This is a genomic window from Allofournierella sp. (assembly GCF_048388525.1).
Classification (GTDB): Bacteria; Bacillota; Clostridia; order Oscillospirales; family Ruminococcaceae; genus BQOK01.
Genome location: NZ_DBGCTQ010000042.1, coordinates 12412 through 28954 on the forward strand (window position 1 = coordinate 12412; position 16543 = coordinate 28954).

The 16543-nt window shown below is 63.0% G+C and carries 13 protein-coding genes; 12 read left to right on the forward strand and 1 reads right to left on the reverse strand.

Annotated elements, in window-relative coordinates:
* Nucleotides 1–144: 144 nt before the first annotated feature.
* The 6 genes from mfd to ACMLHZ_RS04685 all read left to right on the forward strand — a co-directional run bounded on the left by mfd (nucleotide 145) and on the right by ACMLHZ_RS04685 (nucleotide 9763).
* Nucleotides 145–3609, forward strand: coding sequence for a transcription-repair coupling factor (gene mfd, locus ACMLHZ_RS04660; protein WP_418666629.1), 3465 nt, complete (start codon nucleotides 145–147; stop codon nucleotides 3607–3609).
* A gap of 120 nt (nucleotides 3610–3729) precedes the next feature.
* Nucleotides 3730–4779: a hypothetical protein gene (locus ACMLHZ_RS04665; RefSeq protein ID WP_418666630.1), complete on the forward strand. Its 1050-nt coding sequence runs from the start codon at nucleotides 3730–3732 to the stop codon at nucleotides 4777–4779.
* An 85-nt stretch (nucleotides 4780–4864) separates the two neighbouring features.
* A complete protein-coding gene (locus ACMLHZ_RS04670) occupies nucleotides 4865–5680 on the forward strand; it encodes a hypothetical protein (protein WP_418666631.1) in 816 nt (271 codons plus the stop codon).
* On the forward strand, nucleotides 5677–6165 hold the full coding sequence (locus ACMLHZ_RS04675; RefSeq protein WP_418666632.1) for a hypothetical protein: 489 nt from the start codon (nucleotides 5677–5679) through the stop codon (nucleotides 6163–6165). The genes ACMLHZ_RS04670 and ACMLHZ_RS04675 overlap by 4 nt, the downstream gene beginning before the upstream one ends.
* A gap of 195 nt (nucleotides 6166–6360) precedes the next feature.
* Entirely contained in the window at nucleotides 6361–8214 is a 1854-nt protein-coding gene (ftsH, locus tag ACMLHZ_RS04680; protein ID WP_418666633.1) for an ATP-dependent zinc metalloprotease FtsH, read from the forward strand.
* Nucleotides 8215–8428: 214 nt separating this feature from the next.
* On the forward strand, nucleotides 8429–9763 hold the full coding sequence (locus tag ACMLHZ_RS04685; RefSeq protein ID WP_418666634.1) for a D-alanyl-D-alanine carboxypeptidase family protein: 1335 nt from the start codon (nucleotides 8429–8431) through the stop codon (nucleotides 9761–9763).
* A 133-nt stretch (nucleotides 9764–9896) separates the two neighbouring features.
* Here ACMLHZ_RS04685 and ACMLHZ_RS04690 read toward each other — a convergent pair whose 3' ends face one another.
* The gene (locus ACMLHZ_RS04690; RefSeq protein ID WP_418666635.1) at nucleotides 9897–10394 is read right to left on the reverse strand and encodes a hypothetical protein; all 498 of its coding nucleotides are present in this window, start codon (nucleotides 10392–10394) and stop codon (nucleotides 9897–9899) included.
* A gap of 169 nt (nucleotides 10395–10563) precedes the next feature.
* Here ACMLHZ_RS04690 and ACMLHZ_RS04695 point away from each other — a divergent pair, with 169 nt between their 5' ends.
* The 6 genes from ACMLHZ_RS04695 (at nucleotide 10564) to ACMLHZ_RS04720 (ending at nucleotide 16515) form a co-directional block, all read left to right on the forward strand.
* Complete coding sequence (locus ACMLHZ_RS04695; protein WP_418666636.1) at nucleotides 10564–10899, forward strand: helix-turn-helix domain-containing protein; 336 nt, start codon at nucleotides 10564–10566, stop codon at nucleotides 10897–10899.
* Nucleotides 10900–11052: 153 nt separating this feature from the next.
* The gene (locus ACMLHZ_RS04700; protein WP_418666637.1) at nucleotides 11053–12813 is read left to right on the forward strand and encodes an efflux RND transporter periplasmic adaptor subunit; all 1761 of its coding nucleotides are present in this window, start codon (nucleotides 11053–11055) and stop codon (nucleotides 12811–12813) included.
* Between the two features lie 4 nt (nucleotides 12814–12817).
* On the forward strand, nucleotides 12818–13528 hold the full coding sequence (locus tag ACMLHZ_RS04705; RefSeq protein WP_418666638.1) for an ABC transporter ATP-binding protein: 711 nt from the start codon (nucleotides 12818–12820) through the stop codon (nucleotides 13526–13528).
* Nucleotides 13515–14792, forward strand: a complete 1278-nt coding sequence (locus ACMLHZ_RS04710; protein ID WP_418666639.1) for an ABC transporter permease — start codon at nucleotides 13515–13517, stop codon at nucleotides 14790–14792. Before ACMLHZ_RS04705 ends, ACMLHZ_RS04710 begins: the two co-directional genes overlap by 14 nt.
* A 134-nt stretch (nucleotides 14793–14926) precedes the next feature.
* Nucleotides 14927–16222, forward strand: a complete 1296-nt coding sequence (locus tag ACMLHZ_RS04715; protein ID WP_418666640.1) for an MFS transporter — start codon at nucleotides 14927–14929, stop codon at nucleotides 16220–16222.
* A 32-nt stretch (nucleotides 16223–16254) separates the two neighbouring features.
* Nucleotides 16255–16515, forward strand: coding sequence for a TfoX/Sxy family protein (locus ACMLHZ_RS04720; protein WP_418666641.1), 261 nt, complete (start codon nucleotides 16255–16257; stop codon nucleotides 16513–16515).
* The last annotated feature ends 28 nt before the right edge of the window (nucleotides 16516–16543 follow it).

A 16543-nucleotide genomic window follows, 5' to 3' on the forward strand; every position in this document is an offset into this window, starting at 1 on the left:
GCCCCGGTTCCGACGCGTTTTGCTTGCTTTTGACCCTGGGAGAGGCTAAAATAGAAACATCTCTGATTTTGTGTACCCCGCCGGGCAGGTCCCGGCGGGGCGCTGCCTGTTGCCCGAAAATCTGCGACGCGTGAGGTAAAATGCATGTTCGACACCCTGAAACGCTCCACTGAATACCAAAAGATCCAGGGGGGCCTGGCGGCCAAGGGCCCCGCGGCGCTGTTCGGCCTGCCGCCGGCGGGCCGCGCCCAGCTGCTGGCCCTGCTGGCCGCGGGCGAGGGCCGCAGCCTGCTGGTGGTTACTGCGGGCGAGGCCGAGGCGACCCGCTTTGCGGCCGATCTTGCCGCGTTCGGCCTGCCCGCTGCGGTGTTCCCGCCCCGGGATTTTGTGCTGCGGCCCCTCGAAGGGGCCGGCAGGGAATACGAGTACCGGCGCCTTGCGGTGCTGGGCGACCTTGTGGGCGGGCGGCTGAAAGCCGTGTGCGCCCCGGCCGAGGCCTTTTTGCAGTACACCGTGCCCCGGGCCGAGTTCTGTGCCAATACCCTGACCCTGAAACCGGGCATGGCCATCCCTTTGAAGGAGCTGGAAGCACGCCTGGCGGCGGCGGGCTACCACCGGCGCGGCCAGGTGGAAGGGCCGGGGCAGTTCAGCGTGCGGGGAGGCATTCTGGACGTGTATCCGCCGGATGCAAAGGCGCCGGCCCGGGCCGAGTTCTGGGGCGACGAGATCGACACCCTGGCCAGCTTTGACCTGCTGAGCCAGCGGCGGGACGAACCGCTGAAAAAGCTGCACATCAGCCCGGCGCGCGAGGTGCTGTTCGGCGACGCGGCGGCCACAGCGGCCGCGCTGCGCAGCGCGCTGGGCGCACAAAAGGGCCAGCGGCGGGCGGCCATGGAAAGGGCGATGCAGCCGGACCTTGCCCAGCTGGACGCGGGCGTTGTGCCCGAGGCGCTGGATAAATACCTGGCTCTGCGCTACCCAAAGCCCGCCACCCTGCTGGATTACTTCACCGACCCGGTCCTGGTGCTGGAGGAGCCCAGCGCCATCCGGGAGGCGCAGCGGGCGACAGCCTTTCGCCGGAGTGAGGAGCTGAAAGGCCTGTACGAAGAGGGGGTGCTCTGCCCGGGGCTGGATGTGCTGTATGAGGATCTGCCCTTTTTGCTGGCTGCGGCCCAAAAAGAAACCTCGATCTGCTGCGAAAATTTTGCCCGCACCCTGCCCGAGCTGCACTTAAAGGATCTCGTGAACGCGCCGGCCCACTCGCTGCCGCCCTTCAGCGGCGAGGTGGGCGCCCTGGCCGAGGATCTGGACCCGCTGGTGAAACAGGGCTACTGTGTGGATCTTTTGGCGGGCACGCCCCGCGCAGCGCAGGCCCTGGCCCGGGATCTGGCGGCCAGAGGCTACGCTGCCACCGCCGCGAAGGACGTGGTGCCCGGCCCCGGGGTGGTGGCGGTGCGGCCCGGCCATACCAGTGCGGGCGCGGAATATCCCTTTGCAAAGTATGCCCTGTTCACCGGCCGCAGGGCGGGGGAGGCGGCGGAAAAAAAGCCCGCCCGCAAAAAGGACAAAAACGCGCTTTCCAGCCTGACCGACATTGCCCCCGGCGATTATGTGGTGCACCAGAATCACGGCATCGGCATGTACACCGGCATCCAGCGGCTGGAGGTGCAGGGGGTTGTGAAGGACTACCTGAAGCTCAGCTACGACAGGGGCGACACCCTGTATGTGCCGGTCACCCAACTGGACCTGCTCAGCCGCTACACCGCCCCCGGAGACGCAGACAAGGTAAAGCTGGCGCGCCTGGGCGGCACGGAGTGGACCAAGACCCGACGCAAGGTAAAGGCCGCGGCGGCTGAGATGGCACAGGAGCTGATCGCCCTGTATGCCAAACGGCGCCAGGCCAAGGGATACGCCTTCCCGGCCGATAACGACTGGCAGCGGGATTTTGAAACCCGCTTTGAGTACGACGAAACCGGCGATCAGCTCACGGCTGCCGCCGAGATTAAAAAGGATATGGAGAGGCCCTGGCCCATGGACCGGCTGCTGTGCGGCGACGTGGGCGTGGGCAAAACGGAAGTGGCGCTGCGCGCTGCGTTCAAGTGCATTATGGGCGGCAGGCAGTGCGCCATCCTGGCGCCTACCACCATTCTTGCCTGGCAGCATTACAACAACATCCTGGCCCGCATGGAGGCCTTTCCGGTAAAGGCGGGGCTGCTGTCGCGCTTTCGCACGCCGGGCCAGCAGAAGGAAACGCTGCGCGGGCTGCGGGACGGCACCGTGGACATTGTGGTGGGCACCCACCGCCTTTTATCCGACGACGTAAAGTTCCACGATCTTGGGCTGGTAATCATCGACGAAGAACAGCGCTTTGGGGTCAAGCACAAGGAAAAGCTCAAGGGGGCGTTCATCGGGGTGGATATGCTTACCCTCTCGGCCACCCCGATTCCCCGCACCCTGAATATGGCCATGAGCGGCATCCGGGACATGAGCACCATCGAGGAGCCGCCGGTGGAGCGCCAGCCCATTGAGACCTATGTGATGGAGTACGACCAGACCATCGTGGCCGAGGCCATTAAAAAAGAACTGGCCCGGGGCGGGCAGGTGTATTACCTGCACAACCGGGTGGAGAGCATTGAGCGGTGTGCCGCAGGGGTGGCCCAAATGGCGCCGGGCGCGCGCGTGGGCATCGCCCATGGCAAGATGACCGAGGCCGAGCTCTCAAAGGTATGGCAGAAGCTGCTGGACGGCGACATTGACGTGCTGGTGTGTACCACCCTGATCGAAACGGGGGTGGACGTGCGCAACTGCAACACCCTGGTCATTGAGGACGCCGACCATATGGGCCTTGCCCAGTTGTACCAGATCCGGGGCCGGGTGGGGCGCTCGGGGCGAAAGGCCTACGCTTATTTTACCTTCCGGCGGGACAAGGTGCTCACCGATGTGGCGGCCAAACGGCTCTCGGCCATCCGGGAGTTCACCAGTTTTGGCTCGGGCTTCCGCATCGCCATGCGGGACTTGCAGATCCGGGGCGCGGGCAGCCTGTTGGGGCAGAGCCAGCATGGCCATATGGAGGCGGTGGGCTACGAGCTGTATGTGAAGATCCTGAACAACGCCATTGCGCTGGCAAAGGGGGAGGCGCCCGCGCCGGACAAAAGCGACTGCCTTTTGGACATCACGGTGGACGCCTATATCCCCGAGGGCTATATCCCCGAGGCAGCGGGCCGCATCGAGGCATACAAGCGCATTGCGGCCATTGAAACCGCAGAGGACGCGGCCGACGTGCTGGACGAGCTGATCGACCGCTACGGCGACGTGCCCGCCAGTGTGGCGGGCCTGGTGGACATTTCGCTGGTGCGGGTCACCGCGGCCCGGGCCGGGGTATACGAGATCGGCCAGAAGCGGGACGCGCTGCTGCTCTATTCCGACGGATATCCCCTGCCCCGCATCAAGGCTGCAACTGCGGCGCTGCCCGGCCGAATAACGGTGAACACCAGCGCGAAGCCGTATCTGGCGGTGCGGCTGGCGCCCGGGGACGACCCCGTGGAAGCCCTGCGCGCGGTGCTGGAGGCGCTGGGGCCCGCCCCCGAGGGGCAGGGCAGGGCGGAATGAGCGCTTTTGCACAATTTTCAATTGAAAAAAAACGTGTTTGGCACTATAATGGAAAACATGCAACAAGGGCGTTCCGGCGGGGCCACGGGCCCCGCCGCCCAGGAAAGGAATAAAACGACCATGAGAATGAAAAAGACCGCGGCCTTTGCCGCAGCGGCGCTGCTGTGCGTGAGCCTGTTCGGCTGCACCATCAAGAGCCCTGCCACGGTGGGCAGCATCGGCGGGGTGGAGATCCCGGCGGGCGTGTATCTGCTGGCCCAGTATAACGCTTACGAGCAGGCCGCCACCAGGGTGGAGGACTCCAAGAAGGTCCTGACCAGCAAGATCAAGGACAGCGAGCAAACCGGCGCCGAGTACATTGCCGAGGAAACCTTGAAATTTATCGAGCTGTACGCGGCGGTGGAAACCCGGTTCGCCGAGCTGGGGGGCGAGCTGACCGAGGAGCAGCAGGCCACGGTGGAAAGCCAGACCGAGACCCTTTGGACCCAGAGCCAGAAGAGCTATGAGAAAAACGGCATTGGGCGCACCAGCCTGAAAAGCCATGTGGCCAACATTGTAAAGCAGGACGCCCTGCTGGATATGATCTATGGAAACGGGGGCGGCGCGGCCGTGGCCGACGACGAGCTGGCCAAGTGGGTGGAGCAGAACTACCTGCGGGCCGACTACCTGACCCTGCCCATCATCGATTTTACCAACTATGTGATGCTCACCGAGGACCAGACCGCCAAGATGCGCACCCTGGCCGACGAGGCCGCCGCCCAGGTGAACGGGGGCAAGAGCCTGGAGGAGATCGCCGAGGACACCCTGAAAAAAGCCAGCGAGATCAGCGGCAGCGAGTACAGCGCCAACCTGCTCGCCTCGAGCCTGGGCAACACCATCTTCTCGCCCTCCCAGATGAGCTACTACGGCGAGGAGGCGGCCGCGGCGATGAAAGATGCGAAGCCCGGCGAGGCCACCGTGGTGAACATTGGCAGCAGCCTGCTGGTGCTGGTGCGCCAGGAAACGGTGCTCACCGCCGACTACACCATCGACAGCATCCGCTCCAGCGCGCTGTCGGCCATGAAGTCCGGCGAACTGGAAGAGGAGCTGCGGGCCCAGGGCGCCTCTGCGGAGCATCAGCTGGACCAGGGCGCCATGAACACCTACAGCGCCAAAAAGGTAAAGGCGTAAAAATTGCAAAGGCGACGCGGGGGCGGCCTGGGACGGAGCAACCGCCCGGGCGGCCCCCGCAGATTTTTGAGGGGAGGCAAAGAGCGTGAAGATCTTATGTACCGGCTGCGGCCAGCGCTTTGACGATCTGCTGTGCGGGGGCATTTGCCCTTACTGCGGGCGTTACAACGATTCCGCGGCGCAACAGCAAGAGGCGCAGGGGGGGCCTTCCATGCCCGCATGGCAGCCCCCCGAGCCCGAGGGAATGCCTGCCGGGGCTGCCCCGGCGGCCGGCCCGGCGTATGCGCCGCCGCCCGCCGCAACCCGGCAAAAGCCGGTGCACACGGGCGTGCTGCCGGGCATTCTGTGCGCGGTGCTGGCGATCCTTCTGCTGGTGGAGCTGGCGGCGTTTCCGCTGGCGGCCCGGGCCGCAAAGGCGGCAAAAAAAGCGCAGGGCTTTGTGCAGGCCGCCGGTACTGCCCAGGCGCAGCAGAACGAGGCCTTTCCCCTGGGGCCGCTGAAACGGCAGGTAACCGTGGGAGCCGCCGAGTGGGTGAACGGGCTTGCGGGCACCCCGGCAGGCGCCGGTGTGGTGCGGGTGTGGTGCGAGGCGAAAAAACAAAAGGACTACGCCAGCTGGGAGGCCGCGGTTTACCTGCAGATTGGGGATACATATTATGCGCCTATCGATGAATACCGCATGGAATCGGTATATCCCGAGCTTGCCGCCGAGGTGCTGGATGTGTATGAGCTGAGCGGGACCGCGATGGCGGAGGGCTGGATCTATTTTGCGGTGCCAGAGGGGGCAAAGGACGCGACGCTTTGGCTGCAGGCGCAGCTCATGGGGCGGGATTACCGCACTTCGGCGGTGCAGATGACCGGCGTGCCGGTCGCCTTTGAAGAGGGAGGTGACCGGGAATGAGCGGTAAAAAACGGGGGGCTGTGGTACTTTGGGTGCTGGCCGCCCTGCTGCTGGCGGCGGTGCTGGCGGGCTTTTTTGCTGGTTACGGCGCGGTAAAGGACGCGGGCCGGGGAACGGCCTGGCACCTGAGTCCGAGCGGCTTTGCGCTCCGGGCCCTCAGCGAGGAGGAGCTTGCCAGCTATGACCCTGCCCGCGAGTATTACGAGCTGGAGTTCGAGCTTGCCAACAACAGCGAACGGGAACTGCAGCTGGATTCCTATTGGTTTTCGGTGCGGCCGGAATCGGGTAATAAATATGCCGTTCAGGTGGTAAGCGGCGATGACAGCGCGCAATTCGCACTGCGGCCGGTCGCCCCCATCGGCACCAGCACCACGGTCCGGCTGGTGCTGGCCGTGCGGCCGGAGGAGATGGAGAACCGCAGGGTGCAGCTGCTGTTTGACGAGTACGGCGAGCAGCAGCAGATGGGTACGTTTGACCTGCCCTGAGCGGAAGATCGGGCCTCAAAAGCGGCCCCGGCAAAAAACGCCGGGGCCGCTTTTCTGCTGGGTTTTACCGGGGGCGAAAAAAGATTTTAGAAACGTTCATATTTTTTTCATATCGGGAGGATATGCTATAAAAATGAACAGGTGGGCGGTTTTGCGCCCCCCTGCGCCGCAAAGAATCAAAAAGGCGGGTGTGTTATGAAAAAGGAAGGCCCCAAAAACCCTAAAAAAGCAATTATTTATTATTATATCATCGCTCTTGTGGTGCTGCTTTTGCTCAATGCGCTGGTATTTCCCCGCATGATGCAGCGCCAGGTGAGCGAGGTAACGTATAACCAGTTTGTCGCCGACCTGGATGCCGGCAAGGTGAGCGCCGTGGAGGAGAATGAATCCGAGGGGACCATCACCTACATGATGAAAGACGAAAATGGCCGCGAGCGGCTGTACCGCACCGCGCTCATCAACGACCCCGGCCGGGTGGACCGGCTGCTGCAAGCCAGCGGGCCGGGCGGCGCGGCGGTGCAGTTCGGCGGGGTGATCCCCACCCAGGCTTCGCCCCTGATGAACCTGCTGGTCACGGTGGTGTTCCCCGTGCTGCTGTTTGTGCTGGTGGGGCAGCTGCTCATGCGGTTTATGATGAAAAAGATGGGCGGCGGCAATGCCATGACCTTTGGAAAATCCAACGCCAAGGTGTATGTGGAGGCCCAGACCGGCAAGACCTTTGCCGATGTGGCAGGCCAGGATGAGGCCAAGGAAGCCCTGGCCGAGATCGTGGACTTTTTGCACAACCCCTCAAAGTACAACAGCATCGGCGCCACGCTGCCCAAAGGCGCGCTGCTGGTGGGCCCCCCGGGCACCGGCAAAACGCTGCTGGCCAAGGCGGTGGCGGGCGAGGCGCACGTGCCCTTTTTTTCGATCTCCGGGTCGGAGTTTGTGGAGATGTTCGTGGGCATGGGCGCGGCGCGGGTGCGCGATCTGTTCAAGCAGGCCGCCGATAAAGCCCCCTGCATCGTGTTCATTGATGAGATCGATACCATTGGCAAAAGCCGCGACGGCGCGGCGGGCATGGGCGGCAACGATGAGCGGGAGCAGACCCTGAACCAGCTTTTGACCGAGATGGACGGCTTTGACGGCTCGAAGGGCGTGATTATTCTGGCCGCCACCAACCGGCCGGAAACGCTGGACAAAGCCCTGCTGCGACCCGGGCGGTTTGACCGGCGCATTCCGGTGGAGCTGCCGGATCTGGAGGGGCGCGCGGCCATTTTAAAGGTGCACGCCAAAAAGGTCATGATGGACGAGAATGTGGACTTTATGGCCATTGCCCGGGCGACCTCGGGCGCGTCCGGCGCCGAGCTTGCCAACATGATCAACGAGGCCGCGCTGCTGGCGGTAAAGCAGAACCGGCGCATTGTGCGCCAGGAGGACCTGATGGAGGCGGTGGAGACCGTGATTGCGGGCTACCAGCGCAAAAACAAGGTGCTCAGCCAGAGGGAAAAGCGCATCGTGGCCTACCATGAGATCGGCCATGCACTGGTGGCGGCAAGGCAGTCGGACAGCGCGCCGGTGACCAAGATCACCATTGTGCCCCGCACCAGCGGCGCGCTGGGCTACACCCTGCAGGTGCCGGAAGAGGAAACGAACCTGCTCAGCCGCGAGGAGGCGTTCAATAAGATTGCCACCTTTACCGGCGGCCGGGCGGCCGAGGAGCTCATCTTCGGGAGCTACACCTCCGGCGCTTCCAACGATATCGAGCAGGCCACGCGGCTGGCGCGCAGCATGGTGACCCGCCTGGGCATGAGCGCCGAGTTTGATATGATGGCGCTGGAGACCGTGAGCGGCCCGTACCTTTCGGGCGACGCGGCGCTTGCTTGCAGCGAGGGCACCGCGGAAAAGATCGACCGGGAGGTGCTGACCATAATCCGGTCGGCCCACGAAAAGGCGGCGGGTATTCTTGCTGAAAATAAAGAGAAGCTGCACGAGCTGGCGAACTTTTTGATGGAGCGCGAAACCATTACCGGCGAGGAATTTATGGAGATCCTGCACCGGGAATAGGGCAAACGGCAAAAGCCCCCGGGGAACAGCTTCCCCGGGGGCTTTTGCTGTTCCGACGCTTTTTATTTGCCAGCAAGGGAACAAATGCTTTATAATGAAAAACAGCCCCGGCGAAGCGGAGGCTGTTTTTTGGGCCATACGGGCCTGCGGCCGCTGCAGCGGCGGGGGCCGGACCATTTGAGATAAAGTTTTAAACACAGGGGAGGCAGCGCGGTTGAAAAAATGGAGGATGGTACTGGGGGTTTTCTGCCTGCTGGCGGCGGGCCTGGCCCTGCCAGCTGCGGCTGTGTGGCAGCCGCCCGAGGGCGCAGTGAATGCCGAGGCGGTGTATCTGTATGAGCTCACCACCGACACCCTGGTATACGAAAAAAACGCCCATGAGGAGCGGGCGGCGGCCAGCCTGACCAAAATGATGACCGGGCTTTTGCTGGCCGAGAGCGGGGCGGATCTTTCCGAGAGCTTTACCATCCCCCGGGAGCTGGAGGCCGAGTTTGACCGAATCCAGGCCGAAAACGGTTCGGACGCAGACCTGAAGATCGGAGAAACGGTCACCCTGGAAAGCCTGTTTTACGCCTGTATGCTGCCCAGCGGCAACGATGCGGCCAGCGTGATCGCCTATTACCTGGGCAATGGTGATATGGACGCCTTTTTTGCCCGCATGAACCGGCGGGCGGCCGAGTTGGGCTGTAAAAATACAAATTTCACCTGCGCCCACGGCCTGTACGGCCTGGAATACGGCAACCATTCCACAGCCTACGACATGTTTTTGATCGCCCGTGCCTGCCGGGAGAACGAGTTGTTCATGAGCGTGGTGACCCAAAACGGCTACTGGATGCCCCTCACGAATCTGCACCCTGAGCCCAAAACGCCGGACGCCCCGGCGGGCGCCGCCTACTATGTGCGCACCACCAACGTGATGCAGCTGCCGGACCAGGAGCTGTACCGCGCCTACATCCAGGGCATCAAGACCGGTTTTACCGACGAAGCGGGCCGATGCTTTGTGTCCAGCGCGCAGCAGGACGGGCTTGTGTGGGTGTTGGTGGTCATGGGCGCCCCCAAGGCGCTTGCGGAGGACGGCTTTAACTGGTCGTTCCACACCACCGCCGACCTTTACGACTGGGCGCTGGAGGCGTTTTTTGCGGTGGAGCTGCCCAGCCGGGAGACGCCGGTGGCCCAGCTGCCCCTGGCCTGGTGCGGCGAAACGGAAACCGCAGGGGTGTATGCCGCTGCCAGCCTGCCCGCCCTGCAAGCGGCCGGCAGCCGGGTGGAGGTGATCCCAGGCGAGCTGCCCGCCCGGCTGGAAGCGCCGGTGCCGGCGGGGCAAAAGCTGGGCACCGCCCAGGTTCTGGTGGACGGCGAACTGATCGGTATTGTGGACCTGGTAACATTGCAGGGCTTTGAGCGCAGCGGCTGGCTTTACTATAAAGAGAAACTGGCCCCTTATTGGTGGCTGGCGGCGGCCGCGGCGCTGCTGGTTTTTGGGACCCTGGGGCTGCTGGCGGCGCGCAGACGGCGCGCCCGGAAAAGCCGCCGCGCCGCTGCACGCTGAGGGAAAGCCTGCACAGCAGAACCGCGATGGCCGCTCAAACAGGAAAAACTTATAAAACAAAGGGCCGGCGCCCGGGATGGATCTCTCATACCATCCCGGGCGCCGGCTTTTCTGTTTGTTTGCTGCCCGCCGGTCATAGCCTGGACGCGGGCGTTTCCTGCCGGATCAGGTTCTGATCCAGCAGCGAGGCCTCGGCGGGGGTGACCACCAGGCCCACGCCGCCCTGCAGAAGCTGATCATAAACGGGCGGCGTGATTTCCCCCAAACGGCGGTCACACCGCCATGCGGCCCGCCAGAGCTCCCAGCGGCTGTGGGCACGCCCCCAGGGGGCGTCCTCCATGTTGTCCTGCTGTTTTACAGCCTTGCCCCGCCGCAGGCTCCAGAGCTGGAAAGAGCCGCCGGGGCGCAGCCGGGCAAGCTCGGCCAGGGCCATGCGGCCGAACGGGGTGCCCGTCTCCACCAAAAAAACGCGATAGCCCTGCGCCAGCAGCTTCTGCACCCTCATGTGAAGCGCCACGCGGTGCCACCGCTCGTTGAACCGGGGCAGCCGGCAGCCTGGGTCCTCCCCCACGAAGAGCGCGCTGCAGCTTGGGTCAAGCGAACAGAGCAGGGCCGCTGACTTTCGCTTCATGAGCTGTGCCCCCTTCCGCGCGGTGTGCCGACGCATCCTGGTTCGTATAAAAATTCTTATTTTATTATATCGGATTAAAAACTACATGTCAACTTGAATAGCCGATCTAACCCAATAGAATCAAATGGAGTATGCGGTACAATCCTATATTAGGTGGTGACGATCAAGGATGTATGAAGAATTGTTTTATGCGCGCCTTACGGCGCTGCGGCAGGCCAAAGGGGTTTCTGCCCGGGAAATGAGCCTGGCGCTGGGCCAGAGCGAGGGATATATCAACGCAATTGAAAACCAAAAGGGGTTCCCCTCTATGGAGGCGTTTTTTTATATCTGCGAATATTTGGGCGTGACGCCGCGGGAGTTTTTTGACGATGAAACCGGGTACACGCCCCAGAGCCGGGAGCTCTTGCGGCAGTACGAACAGCTGGAGGCGGAAGAGCGCAGGCATGTGAGCGGGATCATAGCCGCGCTGGGAAAAAGGAACCGCAAAAGGCCTGAGCACGGTTGACGCGTGCCCGGGCCTTTTTATTGCCCCACATATCTTTCACACTTTTCACCGGAGGCTTTCACAATTAACCCCTAGAATAAAAGCCAGACCAGGGCCGTTTGTGCGATTTTGGCGGCTTTGCACTACACTATAAAGTTCTTTGGGGGAATTGACATGACGAAATTCAAGGCCGCGTTCGGCCGGGCCGGGCGGTTTCTTTCGGCCCACAAAAAAGCAGTTATAGCGCTGTTGCTTGTGGCCGCCGCAGCGGCCGGGATCCTGGTGTGGCGGCAGAGGGGCGCGGCGCGGCTGCCCGCCGGGGCGGATCTGGGCGGGCAGAGCTATGTGCGCACCATCACTTTGCAGAAGGGAACGCTGGACGATTCGATCAGCGCTTCGGGCACAGTGGAGAGCGACGACGTTTCCAATGTGACCACCGAGCTGAAATACACGGTGAAAACCGTGAACGTGCAGGTGGGCGATTCGGTGAATGCGGGCGATGTGATCTGCACCTTGGATACCGCAGACCTGGAGAAAAGCATCACAAAAATGAAAGAGAGCCTGGCCGAGGCGAAGGAGAAGGCGCTCAAAAATTACCAGAACGCCCAGGAAAGCCTCACCGAGGCACAGGAAAGCGTGACCGAGGCCTATGACTCGAAAGAGGACAAAAGAAGCGCGCGGGACAGCGCCAAAAGCGCGTACGAGAGCGCGGCGGCTCAGGTTGCCGCATACCAGAGCGCATACGACGCCGCGAACGCCGACCTGCTGGCCAGGCTGAACGAAAGGCAGAGCGCCCAGGCGGCCTATGACCAGGCGCTGGCAAACGCCCAGGCCGCGGCCGGGAGCGCGGCCAGCAGCGCGGCGCAGGGTGAAGCGGGAGCGGATGGACAAGGTGAGACCGTAGCCCTGGCCCCGGCCGCCGCCCCGGAGGACGACGCGGCGGTGAAAGCCGCCAAAGAGGCGCTGGAAGCGGCCCGGAAGGCGTATGAGAGTGCGGAGGCAACGCTTCAGACCGCGCAGGGAAACCTGAACACGGCAAAATCGAGCACCCACTACGACACGCTGCAAACGGCCTATACCCAGGCGCAGAGCGCGTATGAGCAGGCGAAGAGCAGCTATGAGCAGGCGCAAAAGGCCGCCGAGACCGCCGAGAGCAGCCGGGACGACGCGCTGGAGACTTACAACAAGGCTGGCGAGAGCGACGAGCTGGAAGAATTGCAGCAGGAGCTGGAAAAGTGCACCCTAAAGGCAGAGACCAGCGGCAAGGTGACCGCGGTGAACGCCACGGTGGGCAGCGCTGTGAACGGCGCTGCGGCCACGATCCAGAACACCGACAAGCTTAAAATAGCCCTGTCGATCGCCGAGTATGATATTGAGAAGGTGAAGACCGGCATGAAGGCCGTGATCACCAGTGATGTGATCACGGGCGAGGTGAGCGGCACCCTGACCCAGATCTCGCCCACTGCGTCGGGCGGGGGCTCCTCCTCTTCCGGGTTTGCCGCCGAGGTGACGGTGGACCAGGCGGACAGCGGGCTGTTGGTGGGGACCAACGCAAAGGTGAAGATCATCCTTTCCACCACCGAGAACGTGTTTGCCGTGCCGTTGGACGCCATTGAAGAGCAGGAGGACGGCACCAGTGTGATCTACGTGAAAAACGGCGAGGATGCGGACGGCCAGCCCACCTTTGAGCCGATGGCCGTGACCGTGGGCACCGCCAACGACTACTATGCCGAAATTTCAGGCAGCGGGCTTTCGGAGGGAATGGTGGTGCGCGCCGCGGCCAATGAGAGCGAGGCCGCCGACACCGCGGACCAGTTTCAAATGGGCGGCATGATGGGCGGCGCCGACGTGCAGGTGAGCATGGGCGCGGCCCCGGCCATGCCGGACGGCGGCCAGCCCGGCGGCCCGGGCGGGGCCCCTGGGATGGGAGGCTGATGCCATGAGCGGGCCGATCATTGAGATGCAGGGCATCGTGAAACGCTATTACATCGGCAAACCCAACGAACTGGAGATCCTGCACGGCATCGACCTGACCGTGCAGGAAGGGGAATTTGTGGCCATCGTGGGGGAATCGGGGAGCGGAAAGTCCACCCTGATGAACATCATCGGCGCGCTGGACCGACCCACCGAGGGCACCTATGCCCTGGACGGAACGGAGATCGCCGGCGCAAGGGACAAGGAGCTTTCGGGCATCCGCAACCGGAAGATCGGGTTTGTATTTCAGACCTTCAACCTGATTGGGCGCACCAGCGCGCTGAAAAACGTGGAGCTGCCCATGCTGTATGCCGGCGTGCCGGCGCGCCAGCGCGGCGCCCGGGCCAAAGAGCTGCTGGAAATGGTGGGCATGACCGAGCGGGCAAAGCACGAGCCCAGCGAACTTTCGGGCGGGCAGAAGCAAAGGGTGGCCATTGCCCGGGCGCTGGCAAACCGCCCGGCGCTGCTTCTGGCCGACGAGCCCACCGGCGCGCTGGACTCGGCCACCAGCCGCACGGTGATGGATATTTTTCACCGGCTGCACGCCGAGGGCATGACCATTGTGCTGATCACCCACAGCCAGGAGCTGGCCGGCGAGTGCGGGCGCATTTTGACCCTGCGGGACGGGCAGTTTATTGCCGAGCGAAAGGGGGCGGGGCGCAGTGCAGCTGTTTGACAATGTGCGCATGGCGTTTGGCAGCCTGTGGGCCAACAAGATGCGCGCCCTGCTGACCATGCTGGGCATCATCATCGGCATCGGGTCGGTGATCGCCATCGTGACCCTGGGCGACTCGCTGACCGGCTCCATCACCGACAGCCTGCAGGGGTTTGGGGTGAACAACATCACCGTGAGCCTGCAGCAAAAAAGCGACGACACGGAGAGTTCCGGCGGAGGCGTGGTGGCGGTGCGCATGTTCGGTTCGGCCCAGCCGGACGAGGCGGACCTGATCACCGATGCCATGATCGAGGAGTTTCGCACCGCCTATGCCGACAATATTTACGCCATTTCGCTGAGCCAAAGCCTGGGCAGCGGCACGGTGAGCAAGGGCGGCACCAGCGCGAGCGTGACCGCCCAGGGCGCCAACGCGGACCTGGCCCTTGCCAGCGACCTGGAGCTCTTGCACGGGCGCTTTATCAAGGACTCGGACGGGGAGCGCCAGGTGGCGGTGGTGAGCGACAAATTTTGCGAAACGGTGTTTGGGACCTCCTCGGCCTCGGTGCTGGGCAGGGATTTTGAGGTTTCGGTGAACGGGAAGCTGCTGCGGTTTTATGTGGTGGGGGTGTATGAATACGACGATTCGGGCTATTTCAGCCTGACGGGCTCGGACCCCGTGACCGAGCTGTATATGCCCCTGGCCGCCGCCCAAAAGCTGGCGGGCGGGGCCGCGGGTTACCAGAACTTTACGGTGGTGGCGGACACCGGTACCGACACGACCGCCTTTTTGGAGAATGTGAAGGGCTTTTTTGCCTCGTTCTATACCCGAAATCAAAGCTGGACCGCCACCGCCACGAGCATGCAGAGCATGCTGGAAGAGATGACCAGCATGATGAACACGGTGAAGCTGGCCATCAGCGCCATTGCGGCCATCAGCCTTCTGGTGGGGGGCATTGGGGTGATGAACATCATGCTGGTGAGCATTACCGAGCGCACCCGCGAGATCGGCACCCGCAAGGCGCTGGGCGCGCCGGGCCGGGCCCTGCGGCTGCAGTTCATCACCGAGGCGGTGGTGATCTGCCTGGTGGGCGGCGCGTTTGGAGTGGCCCTGGGCATCGGTGCGGGCAGCGTGGGGGCACAGCTTTTGGGATATGCCGCAAAACCCAGCCTGACCGCCATTTTGGCGGCGGTGGGTTTTTCGATGGCGATCGGGGTGTTCTTTGGGTACTACCCGGCCAATAAAGCAGCCAAGCTGGACCCCATCGAGGCGCTGCGCTACGAGTGAGCGCGGATCGGAAAACTGCACAAAAGATTTTGCGTATTTTTTACATCCCCCGCCCGGGCCTGCCATGGCCCGGGCGGGGGATTTGTGGTATCATGGGGATAACGTTTACCCGCGGAAAGTGAGGAAGCAAAATCATGAAGCTCAACTCGAAACGAACCTTTTACGTAGGCCTGGCCTTTATGTCCATCAGCGCCTTCTGGCAGGTCTACGACGGGATCATCCCCCTGATCCTGAAGTACACCTTCGGCATCGGCGACACCTGGTCCGGCGCGGTGATGGCACTGGACAATGTGCTGGCCCTGTTCATGCTGCCGCTGTTCGGCGTGCTGTCGGACCGCACACACACACGCATCGGCCGGCGCATGCCCTTTATTTTGGCGGGCACGGCGGGGGCGGTGATGTGCCTGGTGCTCATCCCACTGGCGAACCAGCTCAAGAGCCTGCCCCTGTTCTTTGTGGGGTTGGGGCTGGTGCTCATCTGTATGGCCACCTACCGCAGCCCGGCAGTGGCCCTGATGCCGGACGTTACCCCGAAACCCCTGCGCAGCCAGGGCAACGCCATCATCAACCTGATGGGCGCTGTGGGCGGCATCATCATGCTGGCAGCGGTAAAGTTTTTGGTGCCCGCGGGCGACAACCCCAATTATTTCCCGGTGTTTTTGTGCACGGCCGCGCTGATGGCGGTGTGCGTGATGCTGCTTTTTGTTAAGATCAAGGAGCCCGCCTGTGTGGCCCAGATGAAAAAGGAGAGCAGCGAAGCGGGTTACGACCCGGCGGATCAGGACGGGACAGACGCCCCGGGCGAGGGCGAAAAAATGAACCCGGCGGTGTTCCGGAGCCTGGTGCTTATTTTAGCCAGCGTGGTGCTGTGGTTCATGGGCTACAACGCCGTGACCACCCATTTTTCCAAGTATGCCCGCGAGAGCTGGGGCATGGCGGGCGGCAACTATGCCATGGTGCTGATGGTGGCCCAGGCGGGGGCCATCCTGACCTATATCCCAGTGGGCATGATCGCCGCCAGGGTGGGGCGCAAGCGCACCATCCAGATCGGCTGCCTGCTGCTGGCGGGCAGCTTTGGTTCGGCAATTTTGTTCCACAGCTTTTCCTGGATGCTGTTCGGCTTTTTTGCGCTGGCCGGGGTAGCCTGGGCGTTCATCAATGTGAACAGCTACCCCATGGTGGTGGAGATGAGCCGCGGCGCGGATGTGGGCAAATACACCGGATATTACTACACCTTCAGCATGAGCGCCCAGATCCTTACCCCCATCCTTTCCGGCTGGCTGATGGAGCACGTGGGCTACCACACCCTCTTCCCTTATGCGGCGCTGTGCGTGGTGGGCAGCTTTGTGACCATGTGCTTTGTGCGGCATGGCGACGCAAAGCCCGTGCCGGTGAAAAACAAGCTGGAAGCTTTTGACGTGGACGATTGAGCGAACACCGACTGAAGGAAAGGGAAAATGTTATGGGAGAATTGAAGGGCCTGCCAAACCTGGGCCCGGTGCTGGAACAAGAGCTGGAACGGGTGGGCGTTACCACCCGGGAGCAGCTGTTCGCGCTGGGCAGCCGTGAGGCCTGGCTGCGCCTGCGCATGGCCGACCCCACCGCCTGCCTGCACCGGCTGCTGGCGCTGGAGGGCGCGGTGCAGGGGGTGCGCAAGGCTGACCTGCCCCCGGAGACCAAGGCGGAGCTGAAAGCCTTTTTCAAAGCTGCGACCGGGAGCTGAAAACACCAACAAACAGGCGGATCAAAAG